18 protein-coding genes and 2 pseudogenes are annotated in these 20,958 nt (G+C 36.8%); 14 read left to right on the top strand and 6 right to left on the bottom strand.

The genetic code is table 11. The features are described from left to right. Positions 1-66 precede the first annotated feature (66 nt). The 5 genes and pseudogenes from DW173_RS24375 to DW173_RS04780 all read left to right on the top strand — a co-directional run. A pseudogene (locus DW173_RS24375) lies at positions 67-475 on the top strand (transposase); the annotation flags it as partial. A 496-nt stretch (positions 476-971) separates the two neighbouring features. Beyond that, on the top strand, positions 972-3,353 hold the full coding sequence (locus tag DW173_RS04795; protein WP_120143916.1) for a glycosyltransferase: 2,382 nt from the start codon (positions 972-974) through the stop codon (positions 3,351-3,353). A 74-nt stretch (positions 3,354-3,427) separates the two neighbouring features. Continuing rightward, complete coding sequence (locus DW173_RS04790) at positions 3,428-4,588, top strand: glycosyltransferase family 4 protein (RefSeq protein ID WP_120143914.1); 1,161 nt, start codon at positions 3,428-3,430, stop codon at positions 4,586-4,588. 84 nt (positions 4,589-4,672) lie between these two features. Next, a pseudogene (locus DW173_RS04785) lies at positions 4,673-6,101 on the top strand (MBOAT family O-acyltransferase). A gap of 6 nt (positions 6,102-6,107) precedes the next feature. Further along, on the top strand, positions 6,108-7,148 hold the full coding sequence (locus DW173_RS04780) for a hypothetical protein (protein ID WP_008024039.1): 1,041 nt from the start codon (positions 6,108-6,110) through the stop codon (positions 7,146-7,148). A gap of 70 nt (positions 7,149-7,218) precedes the next feature. Here the strand turns inward: DW173_RS04780 and DW173_RS04775 are convergent, their stop codons facing one another. Beyond that, positions 7,219-8,202: a glycosyltransferase family 2 protein gene (locus tag DW173_RS04775; RefSeq protein ID WP_008024037.1), complete on the bottom strand. Its 984-nt coding sequence runs from the start codon at positions 8,200-8,202 to the stop codon at positions 7,219-7,221. A 196-nt stretch (positions 8,203-8,398) separates the two neighbouring features. Between DW173_RS04775 and DW173_RS04770 the strand changes: the two genes are divergently transcribed. From DW173_RS04770 to DW173_RS04745, 6 genes are read left to right on the top strand one after another with little or no spacing between them, the layout of a single operon-like run. Next, positions 8,399-9,208 (top strand): glycosyltransferase family 2 protein, encoded by an 810-nt coding sequence (locus DW173_RS04770; RefSeq protein WP_032811956.1) that lies wholly within the window; start codon positions 8,399-8,401, stop codon positions 9,206-9,208. Between the two features lies 1 nt (position 9,209). Next, a complete protein-coding gene (locus DW173_RS04765; protein ID WP_120143913.1) occupies positions 9,210-10,259 on the top strand; it encodes a pyridoxal phosphate-dependent aminotransferase in 1,050 nt (349 codons plus the stop codon). Further along, on the top strand, positions 10,256-10,987 hold the full coding sequence (locus tag DW173_RS04760) for an NTP transferase domain-containing protein (protein WP_120143911.1): 732 nt from the start codon (positions 10,256-10,258) through the stop codon (positions 10,985-10,987). The genes DW173_RS04765 and DW173_RS04760 overlap by 4 nt, the downstream gene beginning before the upstream one ends. A 16-nt stretch (positions 10,988-11,003) precedes the next feature. After that, the gene (locus DW173_RS04755) at positions 11,004-11,816 is read left to right on the top strand and encodes a phosphorylcholine transferase LicD (protein ID WP_004315562.1); all 813 of its coding nucleotides are present in this window, start codon (positions 11,004-11,006) and stop codon (positions 11,814-11,816) included. A 29-nt stretch (positions 11,817-11,845) separates the two neighbouring features. Then, entirely contained in the window at positions 11,846-12,979 is a 1,134-nt protein-coding gene (locus DW173_RS04750; protein WP_120143910.1) for a glycosyltransferase family 4 protein, read from the top strand. After that, positions 12,976-13,788, top strand: a complete 813-nt coding sequence (locus tag DW173_RS04745; protein WP_009039122.1) for an FkbM family methyltransferase — start codon at positions 12,976-12,978, stop codon at positions 13,786-13,788. Before DW173_RS04750 ends, DW173_RS04745 begins: the two co-directional genes overlap by 4 nt. On the opposite strand, the gene DW173_RS04740 is transcribed toward DW173_RS04745, so the two are convergent. Further along, complete coding sequence (locus DW173_RS04740; RefSeq protein ID WP_009039121.1) at positions 13,789-14,700, bottom strand: lipopolysaccharide kinase InaA family protein; 912 nt, start codon at positions 14,698-14,700, stop codon at positions 13,789-13,791. Between the two features lie 231 nt (positions 14,701-14,931). Between DW173_RS04740 and DW173_RS04735 the strand changes: the two genes are divergently transcribed. After that, complete coding sequence (locus DW173_RS04735; RefSeq protein ID WP_120143908.1) at positions 14,932-15,990, top strand: glycosyltransferase family 9 protein; 1,059 nt, start codon at positions 14,932-14,934, stop codon at positions 15,988-15,990. On the opposite strand, the gene DW173_RS04730 is transcribed toward DW173_RS04735, so the two are convergent. From DW173_RS04730 to DW173_RS04720, 3 genes are read right to left on the bottom strand one after another with little or no spacing between them, the layout of a single operon-like run. After that, positions 15,973-17,049 carry a glycosyltransferase family 4 protein gene (locus DW173_RS04730; protein WP_061448425.1) on the bottom strand — a complete coding sequence of 359 codons (1,077 nt, stop codon included), beginning with the start codon at positions 17,047-17,049 and terminating at the stop codon, positions 15,973-15,975. The two genes, DW173_RS04735 and DW173_RS04730, sit on opposite strands and share 18 nt — an antisense overlap. A gap of 60 nt (positions 17,050-17,109) precedes the next feature. Beyond that, entirely contained in the window at positions 17,110-18,141 is a 1,032-nt protein-coding gene (locus DW173_RS04725; RefSeq protein ID WP_120143906.1) for a glycosyltransferase family 9 protein, read from the bottom strand. 3 nt (positions 18,142-18,144) lie between these two features. Then, positions 18,145-18,750: a DUF4254 domain-containing protein gene (locus DW173_RS04720; RefSeq protein ID WP_004315555.1), complete on the bottom strand. Its 606-nt coding sequence runs from the start codon at positions 18,748-18,750 to the stop codon at positions 18,145-18,147. A 117-nt stretch (positions 18,751-18,867) separates the two neighbouring features. Between DW173_RS04720 and pdxB the strand changes: the two genes are divergently transcribed. Then, on the top strand, positions 18,868-19,908 hold the full coding sequence (gene pdxB / locus DW173_RS04715; RefSeq protein ID WP_120143905.1) for a 4-phosphoerythronate dehydrogenase PdxB: 1,041 nt from the start codon (positions 18,868-18,870) through the stop codon (positions 19,906-19,908). Positions 19,909-19,992: 84 nt separating this feature from the next. On the opposite strand, the gene DW173_RS04710 is transcribed toward pdxB, so the two are convergent. Further along, positions 19,993-20,619, bottom strand: coding sequence for a phosphoribosylglycinamide formyltransferase (locus DW173_RS04710; protein ID WP_120143903.1), 627 nt, complete (start codon positions 20,617-20,619; stop codon positions 19,993-19,995). Positions 20,620-20,717: 98 nt separating this feature from the next. Here DW173_RS04710 and DW173_RS04705 point away from each other — a divergent pair, with 98 nt between their 5' ends. Further along, the gene (locus tag DW173_RS04705) at positions 20,718-20,954 is read left to right on the top strand and encodes an acyl carrier protein (RefSeq protein ID WP_002558672.1); all 237 of its coding nucleotides are present in this window, start codon (positions 20,718-20,720) and stop codon (positions 20,952-20,954) included. The last annotated feature ends 4 nt before the right edge of the window (positions 20,955-20,958 follow it).

The following is a 20,958-nucleotide window of genomic DNA, read 5'->3' as shown; positions in this document are numbered from 1 at the left end:
TCAGTTAGTTAAATTGTTATTATTCAATTAAACATCTCATCACCATTTCGCAACCCTTCTGAAAATAAAAATAAAAAAGGGAAAGTAACTACTAAAATTGCGACTAAAGGATACTGTTCTACAAAGAACATGTATTATTTCGGACTCAAACTCCACACCTTAGCTTTCCACAGGAAAGGAGCCATTCCATCCCCCGAAATGATTATCTTATCATCAGAGAGGAGAATGATCTGGCCATACTGACTCCTGTTAAAGCCATAAAGGAAAAGTTCTTAGTATTACTCAAAGAGAGCAAGCTGGTAGAGACCTGTTTTCTACTGCCGTGTCAAAGGTCAGACAACCGATAGAATCTTTTTTCAACTGGCTGAATGAGAAAACAAATATTCAAAGAGCGATGAAAGTCAGATCTACATCCGGACTTTTGGTACATACGACGGGGAAAATAGCCATCGCATTCATTTATCTAGTTTTCTAAAACAATGAATCAGAGTTCAACTACTGATTCGCATAAATTATTAATTCCAATTCTGCACATTCAACTTCAAAAAAGTGAAATTTTATTCAACAATAAACAACATTTAAAACCCTATTAAAGCATTTCGGGCCAATACAAGTTTGGAATTGATAACAAAGATAAGAAATTCTATTAGAACTATACCTAAAAATATAATCTTCTGTAGAAATCAAACAGTTCATTGCATTTATTTACGTTTATGGCCACCTCTTTAAATGATATTTATTATATTTTTTCTTCAATATTCAAAAATAGCCAAACATAAAAACACATCTACGCAATTATTAGACTCGTATCAATGTAAAAACAAAAATAGGCAACATCATAACATTTTCACATACAAGCGGTTCACTCGAAGATTAAAGACAAGTCCCTTTGGCATTTCTGTTTTTTCTTTATACCTTTGCCACACTATCTATACATCATTTGTATTAGCAATAAAAGAATTCAGACTTTAATGAAAGAGAGAAAATTAATGAATCCCCAATCTACTATGACGAATATTGACATCATAATCCCCATCTATAATGCTTTTGATTTTGTCAAAAAGTGCATTGAAACAGTAATTGAGCATACAGATCTTACCCAACACACATTATTGTTAGTCAATGATAAAAGCACAGACGAAAGAATATTGCCCTTATTGAATTCTTTTATAAAAGAAAATCAATCGCTAAATATCATATTAATAGATAACAAAGATAATCAAGGATTTGTCCGAACTGTGAATATTGGCATGCAATATTCACACCATGATGTAGTCTTATTAAATAGTGACACTGAAGTAACCAGAAATTGGCTTTCCAAAATACAAAATTGCGCATATAGTAAACCTGCAGTAGCTACTGTTACTCCCCTATCCAATAACGCGACTTTAGCATCTGTCCCTGTTTTTTTGGCAGAAAACACCATTCCTCCAGGTTTAAGTGTAGAAGAATATGCTGACATTGTCGAAAAATGCAGCATGAATTTATTTCCTGAGATTCCTACTGCGCACGGATTCTGTATGTATATTAAAAGAGAGGCAATAGACGATCTAGGTCTATTCGACGAAGAAACTTTTGGAAAAGGATATGGAGAAGAAAATGATTTCTCATATAGATGTTTACAAGCTGGATATAGACATTTATTATGTGATAACACATATATTTATCATAAAGGAACCCAATCTTTCACTCAAGAAAAGACCAATTTGATAAACTCTCATCTACAAATATTAAAAGAGAGATACCCGGTATGCTTTGCAAACACTGAAGCTTTTGTTCAACAAAATCCGATCTCAGAGATACAACTGAATGTGCGTTATAACACAGATATGTATTCTAAAAAGAATGTACTGATTGTAATACATGAGTTCAAAGCGATCAACGAAAGGAACATCGGCGGAACAACATTGCATGTACATGATTTAATTAGAAACATGCGAAAGGAATTTAATTTTCATGTAATCTATTATTCTGTGGATGATTTCAGATACTATCTAACCTCTTATTTTTCATCTGACGAAATTACTGTTTCTCTAGGCATGTATTCTCAATATACAGCTTTAAATCTTTATAATGATGTTTTCAAGAAAGATATTGAGAGATTGATAACGGCCCTAAGAATAGATTTAATCCATATCCATCACTTAAGAAACATGTATTTGGATATTTTCAAAGTGGCACAAGAGAAGAACGTTCCCTTTATATATACAATGCATGATTTTTATTCAATATGTCCTTCGGTAAAACTCTTCGACGAGGAAACTTTTCTTTGTAGTTATAACAACCAAAATGGATGTAGTTCATGCATATCAAAAAAGTTTAAACAGAATATTAATTTTATACCATTATGGAGAAAAGAATTTTATTCGAATCTTAAATTAGCAAAGAAAATAATCGTCCCTTCTTCCAATACTAAGAATATTGTTTTAGATATATACAAAGACCTAACAATCGACGTAATAGAACATGGCTACAATCAAGTAAACAAAGAATCGAATTATTCTAACATAAAGAAAAACAAAAAAGAAAAGTTTAATATCGCTTTTATTGGTGGGATTTCAGAAGAAAAAGGTTTAAGATATTTAAAAGGGTTAATAGCTGAAGCTAGAAAATCCGAGATAACAATCCATCTCTTTGGAATGGCAGAAAATAAAAAATATAACACCAATAAACAAAATTATATCTATCATGGTGAATATTTACAGAAAGACCTACCTAATCTACTACTTGAGAACGACATTAAACTAGTATGTTTAATGTCCATGTGGCCAGAAACTTATTCCTATACTTTATCAGAAAGCCTTATTGCTGAAATTCCTGTAATCACATTCGATTTAGGAGCTATAGCTGAACGAGTGAAAGCAATTGATGCAGGATGGATTTTCCCCATACACAGTACTGCAAAAGATATTTTTAAGTTCATTTTAACAGTCAAATCAAACATCGCAGGAGAATATCAAAAGAAAAAAGAGAATATCAGGCATTATTTAAAAGAAATGAAGTCTGTAAAAGAAATGACTGATGAATATGCAAGAATATACAATAAAACCATCAATACATTCCCTGTTTTAGCTTATGATACCAATGACACACAATCAAAGATTGAATTCTACAAAAAAAGCAGAGAACTCAATCCATCAAGTATAAAGTCGATACAAGAAAAGAAAGAATATAAACGCATAAAAAATATCATTAAAGGATCGGCACCCTTTAAACGCGCTTTTAGAGAAATGAAGCTCTATCGTGAGACCTATAAAAATAGCAAGTGGCGAAATAAAATCCTTTTCAAATTTATATGGTATAGAATTATATGTCTTAATACTTGTAGTACTTTTACCAAAAAATATTATTAGATAGTTCATCGTAAAAAGATGCCATACACATAACAAAAGAAGTCATAAACCAAATTCAATAAAGTTCCATCAAAATGATTAACGTCTTATACATAGCAGTAGGTGAAGGAGGCTCTGACCAAGCATTAATCACTTTAATTAAAGAACTTAAATGCAAAATAAGGCCTTATATCATATTAGGGAAATTAGCTAGCCAATCAACCATTGATAAATTGAAATCGGAAAATATACCATATAGTATTCTTAACTACGACTTCTTCTGGTATCCCTCAAAAAAAAATTTATGGAATTATATTACTCGTCCCATATATGCCTTTAAATTAAAAAATAAAAAGAAATTCTTTACCAAACAAATCATAGAATTATCCAAACAATATAAGATTGATATTATTCATACCAATTCTTCTGCATATCAGTTTGGGGCTACTGCAGCTCAATCACTAAAGATTCCACACATATGGCACCTAAGAGAGTATCAATCTTTAGATTTTGGACATTCACACGCTTACTCACTTCCATATTTAAAAAAACAACTACACAAATCCGGCAATTTCAATATAGCAATAACAAAAGGTATATATAATTTCTACCAACTAAAGGAGGAAAACTCGACTATTATTTACGACGGCGTTTTGAGGCAAAGTTATAAACCTAAAGAGCTTCCTAAAGAAGAGTATTTTCTATTTGTAGGACGCATCGTGAAAGAAAAAGGCATCTTTTCACTACTAAATAGCTATAAAGACTATCTACTAAGAGGAGGTACCTTCAAATTAATACTTGCCGGGAACTATTCCTCAAAGACAAAACAAAAAATTGATAGACTAATAGAAAAATACAATATACAAAATAATATTATGCTTAAAGGAATACTACCCACCAATCAAATATATGATCTAATGAATCGCGCAACAGCTTTAATCGTCCCATCACCTTTTGAAGCATTTGGCCTAATTACAGCAGAAGCTATGTTTAACAAATGCTTAGTTATTGGAAAAGATACTGCCGGAACAAAAGAACAATTTGACAATGGTCAAAGAAAATACAATAAAGAAATTGCTCTTCGTTTTACCAACGAACAGCAATTAACCACCCATTTAACAGATATAGAACAAAAACAGATACAACAATACACTGAAATCATCGAACGAGCATATAATTATGTTTCGTCATTATACTCTATTGAGAACAATGCCAAACAGATAGAGTGTCTATATACATCTATTCTTAGAACATAATTATTTATAAGACGTAAACAAAATTACATGCATTTACAATATCAATAATTATTTTATATTTATCTTTGCAAAAAAAATTAGGCCGTGCTATTTAACTCATTCGAATTCTTAGTCTTTCTACCAATAGTATTCTTATTATATTGGTTTGCTTTCAAAAAATTAAGAGCACAAAACTTATTTGTTGTTGTAGCTAGTTATCTATTTTATGGTTGGTGGGATTGGCGCTTTCTTATCTTAATAGCGTTTACTACTTTATGTAGTTATGCAAGCGGAATCCTACTTGAACGGCAAGAAGGACATAGACACATCCAACGTTTAATAAGTATTGCCAACATTGTATTAAACCTAACCATATTAGGAATATTCAAGTATTTCAACTTCTTCTCGGAAAATTTACAACACCTGTTTCAGTGGTTTGGATTTGAATTGGATTGGGTCACATTAGATATTTTACTTCCAGTAGGAATTAGCTTCTATACATTTCAAGCACTTAGTTATACAATCGATATCTACCGTCACAAGATGAAACCCACACATGATATTGTAGCATTCTTTGCTTTTATCAGTTTTTTTTCCTCAACTTGTTGCAGGTCCTATCGAAAGAGCGACCAATTTACTACCGCAGTTCGAAAGACAACGAGCTTTCGATTACACAGCGGCAGTAGATGGTATGAGGCAAATTTTATGGGGATTATTCAAAAAGATTGTTGTAGCAGACACATGCGCTGTCGCAGTCAATCAAATCTTTGCAAATTATCAAACACTTGATAGTTTGAATCTGGTTTGGGGAGCTTTCTTATTTACTTTCCAAATTTATGGAGACTTTTCTGGATACTCGGACATCGCTATAGGTACAGCAAAGTTATTTGGCATTAACTTACTACAGAACTTCAACTTTCCATATTTTTCTAGAGATATTGCCGAATTTTGGAGACGTTGGCATATTTCACTCACCACTTGGTTCAGAGATTATATTTATATCCCATTAGGAGGAAGTCGATGTAGCAAATGGAAATCTTTCCGTAACACTATGATAATTTTCTTAGTTAGCGGTCTCTGGCATGGAGCCAATTGGACGTTTATTTGTTGGGGTGCATTTCATGCTCTACTATTTCTACCATTATTACTCATGGGAAGAAACAGAAAGTATAAAGACATAGTAGCTGAAAACAAATACCTACCATCCCTCAAAGAACTTGGACAGATTATTAGTACTTTCATTCTTGTAATGATTGGTTGGGTTATCTTCCGCGCCGAAAATATAAAGGAGGCCTATCAATATATCATTTATATGTTTACTAAATGGCAACCTTCATCGCTTGAATATGGAGTTAAATGCATCCAATACATTGCTATTTTGATTATCATAGAATGGATTAACAGACGCAAAATGCACGGACTAGAAATAAATATAAAATACCCTATAATCAGATGGGGAATCTACTGTGCCATATTCTATTATATATTTTATTACTCTAATGATATTCAAACATTTATCTATTTTCAATTCTAGAACTTTATGAGAAAATTTATATTAAAATGCTTATTCACCATATTCCCTGTCATGGTATTAATATACGCATATGGTTTTTATGTGAATTTCTATTTGATAGATCGTCTAACCAAAGCCGGTGATTTAGGGAAACTTGGCTACTTTTACATAGACAAAACCCAAACCAATTTAGGTACACCATTATCAGAGAACAAGGTAGATACATATTATGACAACATACAAAGAAATTACAAAGTTATGACCATAGGAGACTCCTTTAGCCAACAAGGTTTCAGTGGTTATCAAAATTATTTAGCAGCCAAATTAGGAGAAAGAATCCTCAACTATCCTGATCCAAGAGGAAGAGGATATAGCTCTGAAGATATTGCATTGTATTTATTGAATAACGATATATATGCTAGCCTAGGATGTAAGACTGTTATTATTGAAACGGTCGAAAGAGAATTTGTACAGCATATACTTAGCTTTAGAGATATTAAAGACATCAATTATACTCTTGAGAAAGAAGACAATAAGCCAGAAAATAATTTTACAGAAAAAAAGAAGAAAGATTATTTAATGGAAACGTTTAAATATATCAAATATCATTTATACAAATCAAAAAGGCCAGTAAAAGAAGTACAGTTAAACACTGATTGTTTCTCTGTTCCACCATACAACACCTTCTATTTTTACAATGACGATTTATGGAAATTATCAATCACAGAAGAAGAATACAACGCCATTTTAGACAAACTAAACTACCTTCATAAACGCTTTCAAGAAAAAGGCATTGACCTCTATTATATGATAGCTCCCGATAAATATGATGTATACCAACCATATATAATAAATAATCCATACCCGCCTAAGAAAGTAATTGATCAACTAGAAGAAAATGGAATTAACCAACTAAAATGGTTTATTAATCCTAGAGATAATTTTAGAGAAATGATTGCCAGCGGAGTCAAAGACGTTTATCATATAGATGATACGCATTGGGCAACTATAGCTAGTGAAACTGTTGGTAATATTATTGCAGATAAGATAGAAAAATCCACCGACTAAATTTACTTTTAAGTGATTATTAGCAAGTATGTCATAAACATTATCAATTTCCAATAAAAACATCCAGTAATCACAGACGATCTTTATCACGAGTAATCAACCAAGGCATCAGCCAACTAAAACTTTTATTAAAGCGTTCTACATAATAATCACTAGAATTTGCTTTTAAAGAAGATACTAAATGCAATGTAAGTTCCTCCTTGATTTCAGTAGGAACCTTAAGTCTTTTTATCTCTTTATAAAAGCTCCCATGACGCACAGTCTTTCTTTGCCTCCCTATATTAACGAGAGAATGCTCTATTCTATTTACTATATATATGTCTTCCCGAACCCCATCTCCTGTCTTTTGCCCCTTCTTGGTAGTGCTTACATTATGCAAACGAAAATTATTCAATTTTTCATAAACTTCGACTACCATTCCTTGCTTGGCCATTTCTATCCAGAAAAGCCAATCGCCACTATAGCGCATTGAAAAGCAAGACAAGTCTTTTATTTGTTCAAAACATTGTTTACGAAAGACAACACCACTAGCATTGTAAATATAATTACGCCAATAAAGATTATGTTTTATATAATCTTCACCATCAAAAACACCCATATTATGAGAACGACTCAACTGTTTTGAAGTCCAACGATCAAAATCAGTAGTTAACTGATTACCTTCCCCATCTATACAATGTGAACCCAGAAAGCAAAAAGAAGCATCCGGATATTGTTTCAAAACAGAGACTGCCTTTTTCAAAAAAGAGGGTTCAGCCGCATCGTCACTTTCGGCAATCCAAATGTACTTTCCACGAGACAAACTAATGCCTTTCTGCCATTGAGCAAAAGGACTTCCTGTATTGACTGAGTTAATCTCCAAATGACTGACATGAGGATTAGCACTATAATGTTTTAAAATAGATGTACTATCATCCGTTGACGCATCATCCAATAATATAATCTCATAATCTGTATATGTTTGGGCCAATACCGATTCGATACGTTGCCGCAAAAAACGAGCATAGTTATAATTAGGAATGATTACACTAACTTCCACCGAATGATTTTCCATTACAAATACACTATTAATCTTAGTTATAATAACAAACTGATAGCAAAGATACAGATATTATTCTTAAAAAAGACGCTAACCCTCTAATGTTTAGCAAAAAAGCCTTTAACACTTGTCACAACCAAATAAAATGTATACATTTGTAGAATTTTAGTGCAAGCCCCCTTAACTATTTAACTAACATAGTAATAATTATATGAATAAACCAATGGCGAGCAACATAAGTACATCGCTAATTATATCCACCTATAATAGAAGCGACGCATTAGAATTATGCGTTAAAAGCGTGCTACGTCAATCTCTCCTTCCTGATGAAATTATCATTGCCGATGATGGTTCTAAAGAAGACACAGGAGAACTAATTCATCAATTGGCAACTTCCTCTGAAGTTCCCATTATTCATGTTTGGCATGAGGATTTAGGCTTCAGACTGGCCTCCATCCGCAACAAAGCTATTGCGAAAGCATCTAAAGAATATATAATACAAATTGACGGAGATATCGTCTTACACAAAGATTTCGTCAAAGATCATGTACGTTTTGCCAAAAGAGGTAGTTTCGTAACTGGTAGCCGTGTATTAATCCGGGAAGGCTTAACGAGAAAAATGTTAGCAGAAAAAAACTGCATCATTTCCATTCACGACAAAGGTACTAAAAATACAATCAACGGAGTACATTTACCTTGGTTGAGTCCACTACTTCAACATTATCGTCAATGGGATGTTTCTTACTCGAGAGGATGCAATATGGCTTTTTGGAAAGAGGATTTGTTAAAAGTCAATGGGTACAATGAAGCTATTACCGGATGGGGAAGTGAAGATCATGAATTAGTATGCCGTCTTATCAACAGCGGTGTACGCAAGCGTACCATCAAATTTGCGGGAATCGTGTTCCATCTTCATCATGAACTACACGGAACAGATAATCTAAACAACAACCGCAGTATTTTGAACGAAACAAAAGTCAGGAAACTAACCTGGTGCGATAAAGGAATCATACAAAACTAATATGGAAAAGAATTTGAACTTTTTAGATCGAAACGAATTTAACTACAGTCCATCGAAAGAAGTAGTAGAAGCTTTAAAAAACTTCGATATAAATAAACTTTGTTTTTATACCCGCATTTATGATGAAGGAAAGAAAAGCATATTATCTGTTTTCTTATCCGAATTATATGATATAGATGAAACACAAGTCCTGCTAGGCTACGGTGGAGAAGATATCCTGAAGCAAGCCGTTCATTACTTCCTGACTCAAGAAGATGGAAACAAAACGATGTTGATTCCCAAGTTCTCATGGTGGTATTATAAGTCAATTGCAGATGAGGTGAATGGCCATACTTTGCAATATCCTCTTTACGAAGACGGAAACACCTTTAAATATGACTTTGATACGCTGAAAGATATGATTCAGAAAGAGAATCCGAAGATTCTTTTACTGGCTTCTCCCAATAACCCTACCGGCAACGGTTTAACTCCGAAAGAACTGGATGAACTGCTTGCAGAAGTACCCAGCCAAACAGTGGTACTGATAGACGAAGCATACGCTTCTTTTGTTTCAACTGATACCAGTTATATCAAAAAGCTGGTTAATAAATATCCGAATTTGATTATTTCCCGTACTTTATCCAAGTTTTATGGATTGCCCGGTTTACGTATGGGATTCGGATTTATGAGTAAGGAACTGGAAAATTTCAGCAGATACAGCAATAAATATCTGGGATACAACCGAATATCCGAAGATATTGCCATTGCAGCTCTTAAATCGGATGCACACTACCGCAACATCGCCAAACTGATGAACGAAGACCGTGAGCGTTACGAAAAGGAAATCGGCGTGTTACCCGGATTCAAAGTATATGAATCGGTTGCCAATTTCATTTTAATCAAATACCCGATAGAGCTAAAAGAGGCTTTACAAAAGGCTTTTGCCGAACAAAGTTATAAAGTGAAGTTTATGAATGAACCGGATATCAACACTCATTTGCGTATCACATTGGGACGCCCAGAGCAGAACCGGATCGTTATAGACACAATTAAAGAAATCGCATCCAAATGAAAGCAGTAATATTAGCCGCAGGAATAGCCTCACGCTTACGCCCGCTGACCGATACAACGCCCAAATGCCTCCTCAAGATAGGAGAACGATGTCTACTGGAAAGAGCTTTTGATGCTCTGATACAAAATGGATTCGACGAATTCATTATCGTCACGGGGTATCGCCAGCAGCAAATCGTTGATTTTCTGCAGGCACGTTATCCTGTCCAAAATATTACTTTCATCTATAATGACAGATATGAATCAACCAACAATATCTATTCATTATGGCTTACCCGACCGTATACAGACGGGGAAGAAATATTGTTATTAGACAGTGATATTGTTTTTGATCCTCAAATTGTAGAAAAACTGCTTCATTCGGATAAAAACGACATATTGGCACTGAATCGCCATGAGCTTGGAGCGGAAGAAATAAAAGTTATCGTAGACGATGCACAAAAGGTTGTTGAAATCAGCAAAGTCTGTTCTATATCCGATGCTATCGGAGAGTCTATCGGTATCGAAAAGATGTCAGCTGAATACACCAAAGCTCTATTCCGGGAACTGGACATTATGATTACCACTGAAGGACTGGACAATATATTCTACGAACGGGCTTTTGAACGACTGATTCCGCAAGGATATAGCTTTTACGTCATGGATACCACCGAGTTCTTCTCGGCCGAACTGGACACCGTAGAGGACTTTCAACAGGCACAGAAACTGATTCCAGCCAGTCTTTATTAATCAAATTCAGATAGAAATGGCAAATTACGATATCCGCCCTCTACAGCTTCGCATATTAAAGAATTTATTAGCTGTTGACAAAGTTTGCAAAGAACATAATCTGCGATATTACATCATGGCAGGCACCATGCTGGGAGCCGTCCGCCACAAAGGATTTATCCCTTGGGATGATGATCTGGATATCGGTATGCCAAGAGCCGATTATGATTTATTAATGGCTAATGCCAAAGAATGGTTGCCGAAACCATACGAAGCTGTATGTGCTGAAAACGACAAGGAATATCCTCTTCCATTCGCAAAAGTACAGGATGCCGACACCACTCTAATTGAACGTATGCATCTCAAATATTTGGGAGGCGTATATATTGATATATTCCCACTGGACGGAGTTCCGGAGAGCCGCATGGCGCAAAGAATGCATTTTGCAAAGTACGAATTCTACAAACGTGTACTTTATCTGATTCATCGCGATCCATACAAGCATGGAAAAGGTCCCAGTTCATGGATACCGCTATTATGCAGAAAGCTTTTTACCCTTACCGGAGCACAGGAAAGTATCAGGAAAGTAATGAAAAAGTATGATTTCGACCAATCCGCATTGGTCTGTGATTATGATGACGGAATGAAAGGAATCATGTCTAAAGATATTCTGGGCATCCCTACTCCAGTCTTATTTGAAGATGAAGAAGTATGGGGAGTACAGAAATATGATGCCTATCTGTCACAGAAATACGGAGATTACATGACCATACCTAAACAAAGTGGGCAAAGACAACACAATTTCCATTATTTAGACCTGAATAAACCTTATCGGGAATTTGAAGTCTAACTATAATCACATAAAGGTAAGAAGTAGAAATGAGAATAGGTTTTGACGGAAAACGTGCAGTACAGAATTTCACCGGTTTGGGTAATTATAGCCGCTATATAGTGGATATTCTATGCCAATTCTATCCGGAGAATGAATATGTATTGTATGCCCCCAAGAAACGGGAAAATAAAAGGCTGAACAAATTAACGAAGCAATATCGGCAACTACAGCTTTCTTACCCCACTACTTCTTTCTGGAAAAAGTTAAGTTCGTTATGGCGAGTGTTGGGAGTCACCCGCCAATTGGAAAGAGAAAGAATTGATATTTTTCATGGACTTAGCAATGAATTGCCCCTGAATATCCATAAAAGTAAGGTAAGAAGTATCGTAACAATCCACGATTTGATATTTCTGCGATACCCACAATACTATCATTCGATCGACAGGAATATATATACATACAAATTCCGCAAAGCCTGCGAAAATGCGGATAGAATCATTGCTATCAGCGAATGTACCAAACGTGATATTATTGAGTATTTCGGGATTCCTGCCGATAAGATAGAAGTTGTTTATCAGGGATGTGATACTTCATTCACGCACCCTGTAACAGAAGAGAAAAAAAGAGAAGTCCGAGCTAAATATCAGCTACCGGAACACTATATCCTCAACGTAGGAAGTATTGAAGAACGAAAGAATGCCCTTTCGGCGGTACAAGCACTGACGATGCTTCCTGAACAAATTCATCTTGTCATTGTAGGCCGCCATACAGAATACACTGATAAGATTGAACATTTTATTAAGGAGAATAAGCTGGAAGAAAGAGTGCACATCATCAGCAATGTTCCTTTTGATGATCTGCCGACTTTTTATCAACTAGCTGAAATTTTTGTATATCCTTCACGCTTTGAAGGCTTTGGCATCCCCATCATAGAAGCTTTATACTCCGGAATTCCGGTAGTAGCCGCAACAGGTTCTTGCCTGGAAGAAGCCGGAGGTCCCGACTCAATCTATATACATCCCGACGATATCAAAGGAATGGCCAATGCTTTCAAACAGATATACTCTGACCCTGAAAGAAAGAAAGTAATGATTGAAAAAGGGCAAATATTTGCCAAAAGATTCTCTGAAGAAAAGCAAGCGGAAGAGATCTTAAACATCTACAAGAAATTAATGAGATGAACATACTTAAACACACAATAAAGAAATTTATATATGGCACTCTCCCATATTATTTCATGAAAGGATATAAGCCCGGCTCTCCTTATCTGAAATACTATGAATATATTAAAGAACATGGATATTCAAGACACCTGTATGAATTCAAAGATGAATATGCAAATATGCCCGTTGACGTACAGAAAGACGAGGAGAAAGGTTTATACTATGTTCAAAAAGAAGAGAAACGGCTCTATTTCAGAAAGAGCACTCCGGCCAGGAAAATTCAAAAATATTACAGGGCTTTGAGCATGGAACAAGACAGGCGTTCACCGCACCATTACTTCAACAGCGTTAAAGAAGTGACAGGAAAGGTATTTGTGGATGTTGGTTGCGCCGAAGGATATTCTTCATTGGAAATCATCGAAGAAGCTAAACATGTTTACCTGTTTGAACAGGACGAACAATGGTTGGAGGCCATCAGAGCGACCTTTGAGCCATGGCAAGATAAAGTTACGATTGTCCAAAAGTATGTAAGCGACCATAACTCTTCAAGAGAACAAACCCTGGATGACTTCTTCAACAATCAAACGGATGAGCATCTATTTCTAAAAATGGATATCGAAGGAGCTGAACGGCATGCATTGGCCGGATGCAAGAACTTATTTCAGAATTGCCAGAAGTTGGATTTTGCAATTTGCACATACCATCTACATGATGACGAAGCAGTCATTTCTGCATTTTTGGATAAGCATAACTGCACATATACCAATCAGAAAGGTTTTTTCAGGCATAAAATCCGCAGTGTAGTCATGCGCGGAAGTAAGAGTTAATCATTGATAATCAGCAGAAAGCAATTCGCAATAGTCATACTTACACAAGTATGTATCATAAATGCGCTTTTCTTTTTTCAATAAGAAACGTGAGATATGCGGTTCCCAGGAAAAGAACTTACGTACGGAACGGTACAAACGGAAGAATAAAATCAGGGATACGATATGCCTTTCTTGTTCTTTTCGCGCCGCACGACGATAAATATAATGAGTAAAGAACTGATCGCTATAACGAAGAGCCAGACTGACAGTAGATTCTACATCCCATCCCCTCAAAGAAGCGTATTCTGTCATTATATAAGTCAGCACTTCACGAGAGATGCATAAACGACACATATTACGGCACACAGTATCACAATCAATATCCGATAGTAACTGCATGCGATTCACGTCGACCAGGGAAAAACTATATTCATTCGCATCATTCTGATGGATCAATATATTGCCGGGCGAATAGTCCAAATGCAGGATACCTGCCTGATGCAAAGCAGCCGTGTAGCGCGCAAAAGCAGAAAGTTTATCTTCATTTCCTTCCACTTTCCCATCCATCAGGGAACGGACTGTTTCGCCACCATCATAACAACAAATGTAATAGCTATGTGAAAGAAGGCCACTCTGGAATTGTTCGATCATAGCAACTGGCTCCGGAGTGTCAAAGCCATGTTGTTGAATTTCCATAGAGTAAATATAGGAACGCTCTGCTTTTGATTGCCGGAAAAACGAATATACAACACGATTGATGATGTGAGGCTTCTTAAAGCTCTTCACCACAACATCAATGCTGCCTAAGCCAATTCGTTTTAAAACATTACGCCCATCGTACACCACATCTCCTTTTTCCTGGAAGGACCTTGGAATTTCTTCTATCTCCTTCTGCAGATGCGCGTACTTGGGATTTACAATCACTCTCATTACACTCTCCTATATAATACTAATTACAAAGATGGAGCAAAGATAAAGAAATTAAGGCATATTCCGACTATATTTTTTTCTTTTCTCACAAAGATTGGCTAACTCTCTATACATATAAGTACTGTTGCGAACAACTTTAGTCGTTTTTTCTTTTTTCTTTTCATTTATATTTAGACATAAATGCTTTTTTTTAGCTATGTTTGCACGATAAAAAGCATAAAGAAGTCAAGCATGAAACCAATCAAAAAAATTCTGATTATTCGATTTAGACAAATAGGGGACTCTATTCTGGCTGTTGCATTGTGCAGTACGCTGAAAAAAAGTTTTCCCGATGCAGAAATACACTTTGTGCTGAATAAAAATATAGCATCGCTCTATGAGGGTCACCCGGACATAGATAAGGTTATTACATTTGACAAGAATGAGAATAAGCCATTCACTGCTTATATAAAAAAAGTATGGCAAGTGACGCACCAAAACAAATACGATGTCATCATCGATATGCGTTCTACGATCCGGACTCTTTTTTTCTCTCTTTTTTCATTAAAAACCCCTTTCCGGATAGGGCGTATCAAGGGATACACACGTTTTCTATTAAATTATCGGACAGACACTTACAGCAATAGTCTAACAACTGATATGGTAGAACGCAACCTATTGCTTGCAGCGCCATTAGAGAAAATCAAGCCTATTCAATATACAAAAGAATTCAGGTTATACCTCACTGACCAGGAGAAAAAAGACTTTCGATATTATATGGAAAAGGAGGGGATAGATTTCGCGCGCCCTGTATTCCTAATAGGAGTCACCACCAAGCTCCTCCATAAAAAATGGAATACGGAGTTTATGATAACCACACTTAAAAGAATATTGGAAGAATACAAGGACATACAAATGATCTTCAACTATGCACCGGGGTATGAAGAAGAAGATGCAAGAAATATCTACAAGGAATTGGGATGTCCGGAACGCATCAAGATTGATATACAAGCCTCTTCATTACGACAACTGGCAGCACTTTGCGCCAACTGCTCGTTTTATTTCGGAAACGAAGGAGGAGCCCGACACATTGCGCAAGCCCTCGAAATTCCTTCATTCGCTATTTATTCGCCAAGCGCCTCTAAATCAATGTGGTTACCTACAAATTCCGTAGTTGCCCGAGGTATTAGTCCCGACGATATTCTTCCGCCGGAACAACAAGCAACATTAACTTATGAAGAACGTTTCGCATTAATTACCCCGGAAAAGGTATACGATCAATTAACTTCGACATTAAGACAATTGAGCTAACTCGCGATATAAATCAAGATAAGCTTGTATATGCTTCTCGTAACTGAATGAAGCTGCATGTTCTTTCATTCTGGTCAAGCGTTCCTCATCTTTATAGAAATCAGGCAAATGTTCCCGGATACTTTGCACCATAGATTCTGTATCCAAATGTTCCCACATGATGGCATGTCCATTACAAACTTCCGGCAAACTAGTGCGATTAGCAGCAAATACAGCTTTTCCAAACTGCATAGCTTCTACCACAGGCAGCCCAAAACCTTCTCCTTCACTAGGAAACAGGAACGCTTCACAGTTCCGATACAACCAAATCTTTTCACTTTGAGTGATTACATCTGTCAAAAACACATTAGTGACTTGCTTCTCACGAATCAGATTACGCACTTCTTCAGCATAAGCGAAATGGGCATCTCCACAAATATACAAATCATATTCCGGGAAATGGCGCATTACGTCAACCAGGAGATGGAAATTCTTTTTCCTACGGATCTGTCCAATCGTAAAAAAGAAAGGACGTCCCGTCGCAAAAGACGGCTGGGTTCCTTCCAACATATCGATCCTCTCCACCCCATTATAGATGACCCGGATCTCTTTCCCCTTCAAATCTATATGTTGGCGAATGACATCTGCTACATAATGAGAAATCGTTGTGACTACTGATGCCTTATTGACCTTATTCTGCATCCGACGAAGATACATTTTAGCCTTCCAAGGCTTTTTCTCCGTTAAGAAATTAAAGTCATGTATAGTAAAGATAAACTTTGTACCACCGGCAATACGTAACAACTTCCGCTGCTGATTCACCGCATGCCATACATCTACTTTAGGAAGAGTAAAAGGGAAAAACTTATTGATACGACGTACCGGAACAGAGGTCACATTCGGGCCAAATTCCTGCATATATTTCTGTCTCAACAAATATACAAAATGAAGATCCTCTACCGGCATAGACGAAAAAGCGGCCGCATAGTTGGCCGCAATCTGTCCGAAACCAGCTGTTAGACTACCATAATTCGTAAGATCTATCAGTACCTTTTTCTTTCGTTGTATCTCTTTTTCCATCATTATTTGATTCTACGCTCTTTCGGTTCAAAAAACAACTAAATTGAATTCCTGCAAATATCAACCTACAATCCCTTCTATTTTTGCAATAACCTGTTCCGGCTTTATATCTCTTAAACAGGCATAATCACCACGCCAACAAGGCTTCTGTCCATATACAGAGCAGGGACGGCATGACAAATCAAGCTGCACGGTATTAACCGGCAATTGCTTCCAACCCATAAAACCGGCATAAGGATGAGTGGCCCCCCAAATAGAAACAACCGGAATATTGACCAAGGACGCCAAATGCATATTGGCAGAATCCATTGAAAGCATCACATCTAAATGGCTCATCAGATTCAGCTCGGTACGCATATTCAGTTTACCGATCATTGAAACAACAGAAGGATATTTAGCAATCCATGCGTCAAACACTTCCTGCTCGCTTTTACCACCTCCAAAAAGAAAAACTTTCACTTGCGGATTAGCTGCAAAATGTGCTATAACTTGCTCCTGTAACTCTAACGGATAAATTTTACCTCTGTGTTTGGCAAAAGGAGCTATACCAATCCATTTTTGATCTTCTTTAGGTCCTGTGACTGGCTCTATCTCCGCAAAGTTGCCTTTTCCTTCGCCATAAATAGAAGAAAAATTTAATAAAACCGGCAAACCGAGCTTCTCAAGCACATCGGCATAACGGCGAAAAGAACTCTTCTGATTCTCCATCACCTTATCGTGACGACGAACCAGTTTCTTTTTACCGGCCCTTCCCTTACATATGGAAGCTACCGGTTTATTGGCAAGACGGAATCGCAGACATAAATATTTGGAACGAAGCACATGATGAAAATCAGCAATGTAATCAAAATGCATCGCTTTCAACTCCGAATAGAGGCTATTCAAGCCCCAAAGCCCCTTGTGTTTGCCTGTTAAGTCAGCTCCGACAAAACCTACATTCGTAGGCAGCCCCTGAAAGAGCGGCTGCCATACAGCACGACTTAACACTGTTATTTCGTGCTGCGGGTATTGCACAGCCAGCGAATGTATTACCGGTATTGTCATGGCTACATCGCCAAGAGCTGAAAAACGAATAATGAGAATACGCGCCATTCGTTATTTTTTAGCATAAAGCACCGGATTCAATGCCGGGTCATTATACATTTTCATCTGTTTATATACTTTCATATATTTTCTTCCGGCTTCGATATCAGCCAATAACTGCTCAATAGCCGCAGAGAGGTCTTTACGTTGTTCCAGCAGGATATTCAGCTTAGTCTGACATTGAAGACGGTGTTCTTCTGTAGTATCCGTACGTTCCACTTCCTGCTGCATGTGGTAAATTTTCAATGCAAGAATTGACAAGCGGTCAATAGCCCATGCAGGACTTTCTGTATTGATCGTTGCGTCAGAGAGAGGTTTTACTTCTTTGTATTTGTCTAAAAAGTAACTATCGATTAATTCCACCAAGTCTGTACGATCCTGATTTGATTTATCAATTCTTCTTTTCAAAGCCAATGCTTCTACCGGATCAATCTGCGGGTCACGGATAATATCCTCAAAATGCCATTGCACAGCATCAATCCAGTTCTTTAGATATAAATAATACTCAATAGTTTTCAACTCGTAAGGATTGTTCATCGGAGCATCCACACTATCCGTTACATGGTAATCTGTTGTCGATTTCCAAAAAATCTCGTTGCAAAGGTTACTAAATGTCATAATCTTAACTAGCTAATAGATATATAATAGGGCAAATCTATGTAATATTTTTCAGACAAGCAACCGTTTCTTACTTTTTTATTTGTTACCTTTGTGGGTATAAAAGATGAATTGTATATGAAAATTATTATCGACAATAAAATACCATTTATAAAAGAAGCGGTTCAGAGAATAGCCGATGAGGTGGTTTATGTACCGGGGAAAGATTTTACTCCGGAGCTCGTACGGGAGGCAGACGCACTCATTGTCCGTACCCGCACACATTGCAACCGGGATTTGTTGGAAGATAGTCGAGTGAAATTCATAGCAACGGCAACCATAGGTTTCGATCACATTGATACAGAGTATTGCAAACAGGCAGGCATAGAATGGACAAATGCGCCGGGATGCAATTCTGCTTCTGTCGCCCAATATATACAGTCATCGCTTCTGGTGTGGAAATCTTGCAGAAACAAAAAGTTAAACGAACTGACGATTGGAATCATAGGAGTGGGAAACGTAGGGAGTAAGGTAGCTAAAGTTGCCCGGGATTTTGGCATGCGCGTTTTACTGAATGATTTGCCACGGGAGGAAAAAGAAGGAACAGAGTTATTTGCCTCACTAAATAAAATCGCAGAAGAATGTGATATCATTACCTTTCACGTACCTTTATATAAGGAAGGGAAATATAAAACCTTCCATCTGGCAGATGAGAACTTCTTCCAGTCACTCAAACGAAAACCGGTTGTCATTAATACCTCCCGAGGAGAGGTCATTGACACTGCTGCTCTTTTAAAAGCCTTGGACAGCCGGATCATTTCGGATGCCATCATTGATGTGTGGGAGCATGAGCCGGGAATTAACCGTGAACTACTGGAAAAAGCATTCATCGGTACACCCCACATTGCGGGTTACTCTGCCGATGGAAAAGCAAACGCCACACGCATGTCACTGGATGCCATTTGCAAATTCTTCCAAATAGAAGCTGATTATAAAATAAACGCACCGGCACCCGCCTCTCCTATTATACATGCCAAAAACCATGAAGAAGCAATCCTCCAAATATATAATCCAGTCGAAGATAGCACCCGATTGAAAAATCAACCGGAACAATTCGAAACCTTACGCGGGGATTATCCTTTGCGACGAGAAGAGACAGCTTATTTAATCAAGTCTTAAAAAATAAGTATTAAGTATTAACCGTAGCGACCGAGAACTTCATGAAATTCCGTCAAACGATTATCTGCATGGAGTAATACTTAATTAATACCTATTTCTTAATACTTGTTCTATGACTTGCGGGAAGTGTTCATATTCCAAGGCATGCACTTTCTTGGCTACATCATCCGGAGAATCTGTCGGAAGAACAGGACAGGTAGCCTGGAAGATTGCATTTCCTTCGTCATAATGTTCATTTATATAATGTATAGTGATACCGCTTTCCTTTTCACCGGCAGCCACTACCGCTTCATGAATCCGGTCACCATACATTCCTTTGCCTCCGAACTTCGGCAGAAGAGCAGGATGTATATTTATAATTTTATCGGGATAAGCATGCAAAAGCAAGTCAGGCACACGAACCAGAAAGCCAGCCAGTACGACAAAGTCGATGCGGTACTCCTGCAAAATAGCCAAAATTTCATCTCCGGCTATCCAGTCCTCCTTTGGAAACACGTTACAGGCCACTCCCAAACGATGCGCACGTTCCAAAACGTATGCATCACTTTTATTAGAAAGTACCAACGAAACCTGAACGGAATCGTTTTTTTGGAAATACCGGATAATATTCTCGGCATTTGAACCGGAACCGGAAGCAAAAATTGCGATGTTTTTCTTCATAACCCTCAATTTCGATGCACAAAACAGTGAAAAATGTGCAAAACTTTGCATTTATTTAGTCAAATATTTGCGCAAAACGATAAATATTCATTCCTTTGCACCGCAAATTTAAAGAAATAAAACTAATTATTAATTAAAAACTTAAAGTTATGTCTGAAATTGCATCAAGAGTAAAAGCGATTATCGTTGATAAATTAGGCGTAGAAGAATCAGAAGTTACAACCGAAGCAAGCTTCACTAACGACCTGGGAGCAGATTCTCTTGACACTGTAGAACTTATCATGGAATTCGAAAAAGAATTCGGTATCTCTATTCCTGATGACCAAGCAGAAAAGATTGGTACTGTAGGTGATGCTGTATCTTATATCGAAGAACACGCTAAGTAATTCG

The sequence above is a fragment of the Bacteroides sp. AM16-13 genome (genome assembly GCF_003602705.1).
Lineage (GTDB): Bacteria > Bacteroidota > Bacteroidia > Bacteroidales > Bacteroidaceae > Bacteroides > Bacteroides xylanisolvens.
Note: the sequence above shows the minus strand (reverse complement) of the source record. Positions and strands in the feature narration are given on the sequence as shown.

Excerpts from the sequence above, each read along its gene's own strand:
- DW173_RS04795 (WP_120143916.1), top strand. The coding sequence starts at position 972 with ATGAAAGAGAGAAAATTAATGAATCCCCAATCTACTATGACGAATATT.
- DW173_RS04790 (WP_120143914.1), top strand. The coding sequence starts at position 3,428 with ATGATTAACGTCTTATACATAGCAGTAGGTGAAGGAGGCTCTGACCAA.
- DW173_RS04780 (WP_008024039.1), top strand. The coding sequence starts at position 6,108 with ATGAGAAAATTTATATTAAAATGCTTATTCACCATATTCCCTGTCATG.
- DW173_RS04775 (WP_008024037.1), bottom strand. The coding sequence starts at position 8,202 with ATGGAAAATCATTCGGTGGAAGTTAGTGTAATCATTCCTAATTATAAC.
- DW173_RS04770 (WP_032811956.1), top strand. The coding sequence starts at position 8,399 with ATGAATAAACCAATGGCGAGCAACATAAGTACATCGCTAATTATATCC.
- DW173_RS04765 (WP_120143913.1), top strand. The coding sequence starts at position 9,210 with ATGGAAAAGAATTTGAACTTTTTAGATCGAAACGAATTTAACTACAGT.
- DW173_RS04760 (WP_120143911.1), top strand. The coding sequence starts at position 10,256 with ATGAAAGCAGTAATATTAGCCGCAGGAATAGCCTCACGCTTACGCCCG.
- DW173_RS04755 (WP_004315562.1), top strand. The coding sequence starts at position 11,004 with ATGGCAAATTACGATATCCGCCCTCTACAGCTTCGCATATTAAAGAAT.
- DW173_RS04750 (WP_120143910.1), top strand. The coding sequence starts at position 11,846 with ATGAGAATAGGTTTTGACGGAAAACGTGCAGTACAGAATTTCACCGGT.
- DW173_RS04745 (WP_009039122.1), top strand. The coding sequence starts at position 12,976 with ATGAACATACTTAAACACACAATAAAGAAATTTATATATGGCACTCTC.
- DW173_RS04740 (WP_009039121.1), bottom strand. The coding sequence starts at position 14,700 with ATGAGAGTGATTGTAAATCCCAAGTACGCGCATCTGCAGAAGGAGATA.
- DW173_RS04735 (WP_120143908.1), top strand. The coding sequence starts at position 14,932 with ATGAAACCAATCAAAAAAATTCTGATTATTCGATTTAGACAAATAGGG.
- DW173_RS04730 (WP_061448425.1), bottom strand. The coding sequence starts at position 17,049 with ATGGAAAAAGAGATACAACGAAAGAAAAAGGTACTGATAGATCTTACG.
- DW173_RS04725 (WP_120143906.1), bottom strand. The coding sequence starts at position 18,141 with ATGGCGCGTATTCTCATTATTCGTTTTTCAGCTCTTGGCGATGTAGCC.
- DW173_RS04720 (WP_004315555.1), bottom strand. The coding sequence starts at position 18,750 with ATGACATTTAGTAACCTTTGCAACGAGATTTTTTGGAAATCGACAACA.
- pdxB (WP_120143905.1), top strand. The coding sequence starts at position 18,868 with ATGAAAATTATTATCGACAATAAAATACCATTTATAAAAGAAGCGGTT.
- DW173_RS04710 (WP_120143903.1), bottom strand. The coding sequence starts at position 20,619 with ATGCAAAGTTTTGCACATTTTTCACTGTTTTGTGCATCGAAATTGAGG.
- DW173_RS04705 (WP_002558672.1), top strand. The coding sequence starts at position 20,718 with ATGTCTGAAATTGCATCAAGAGTAAAAGCGATTATCGTTGATAAATTA.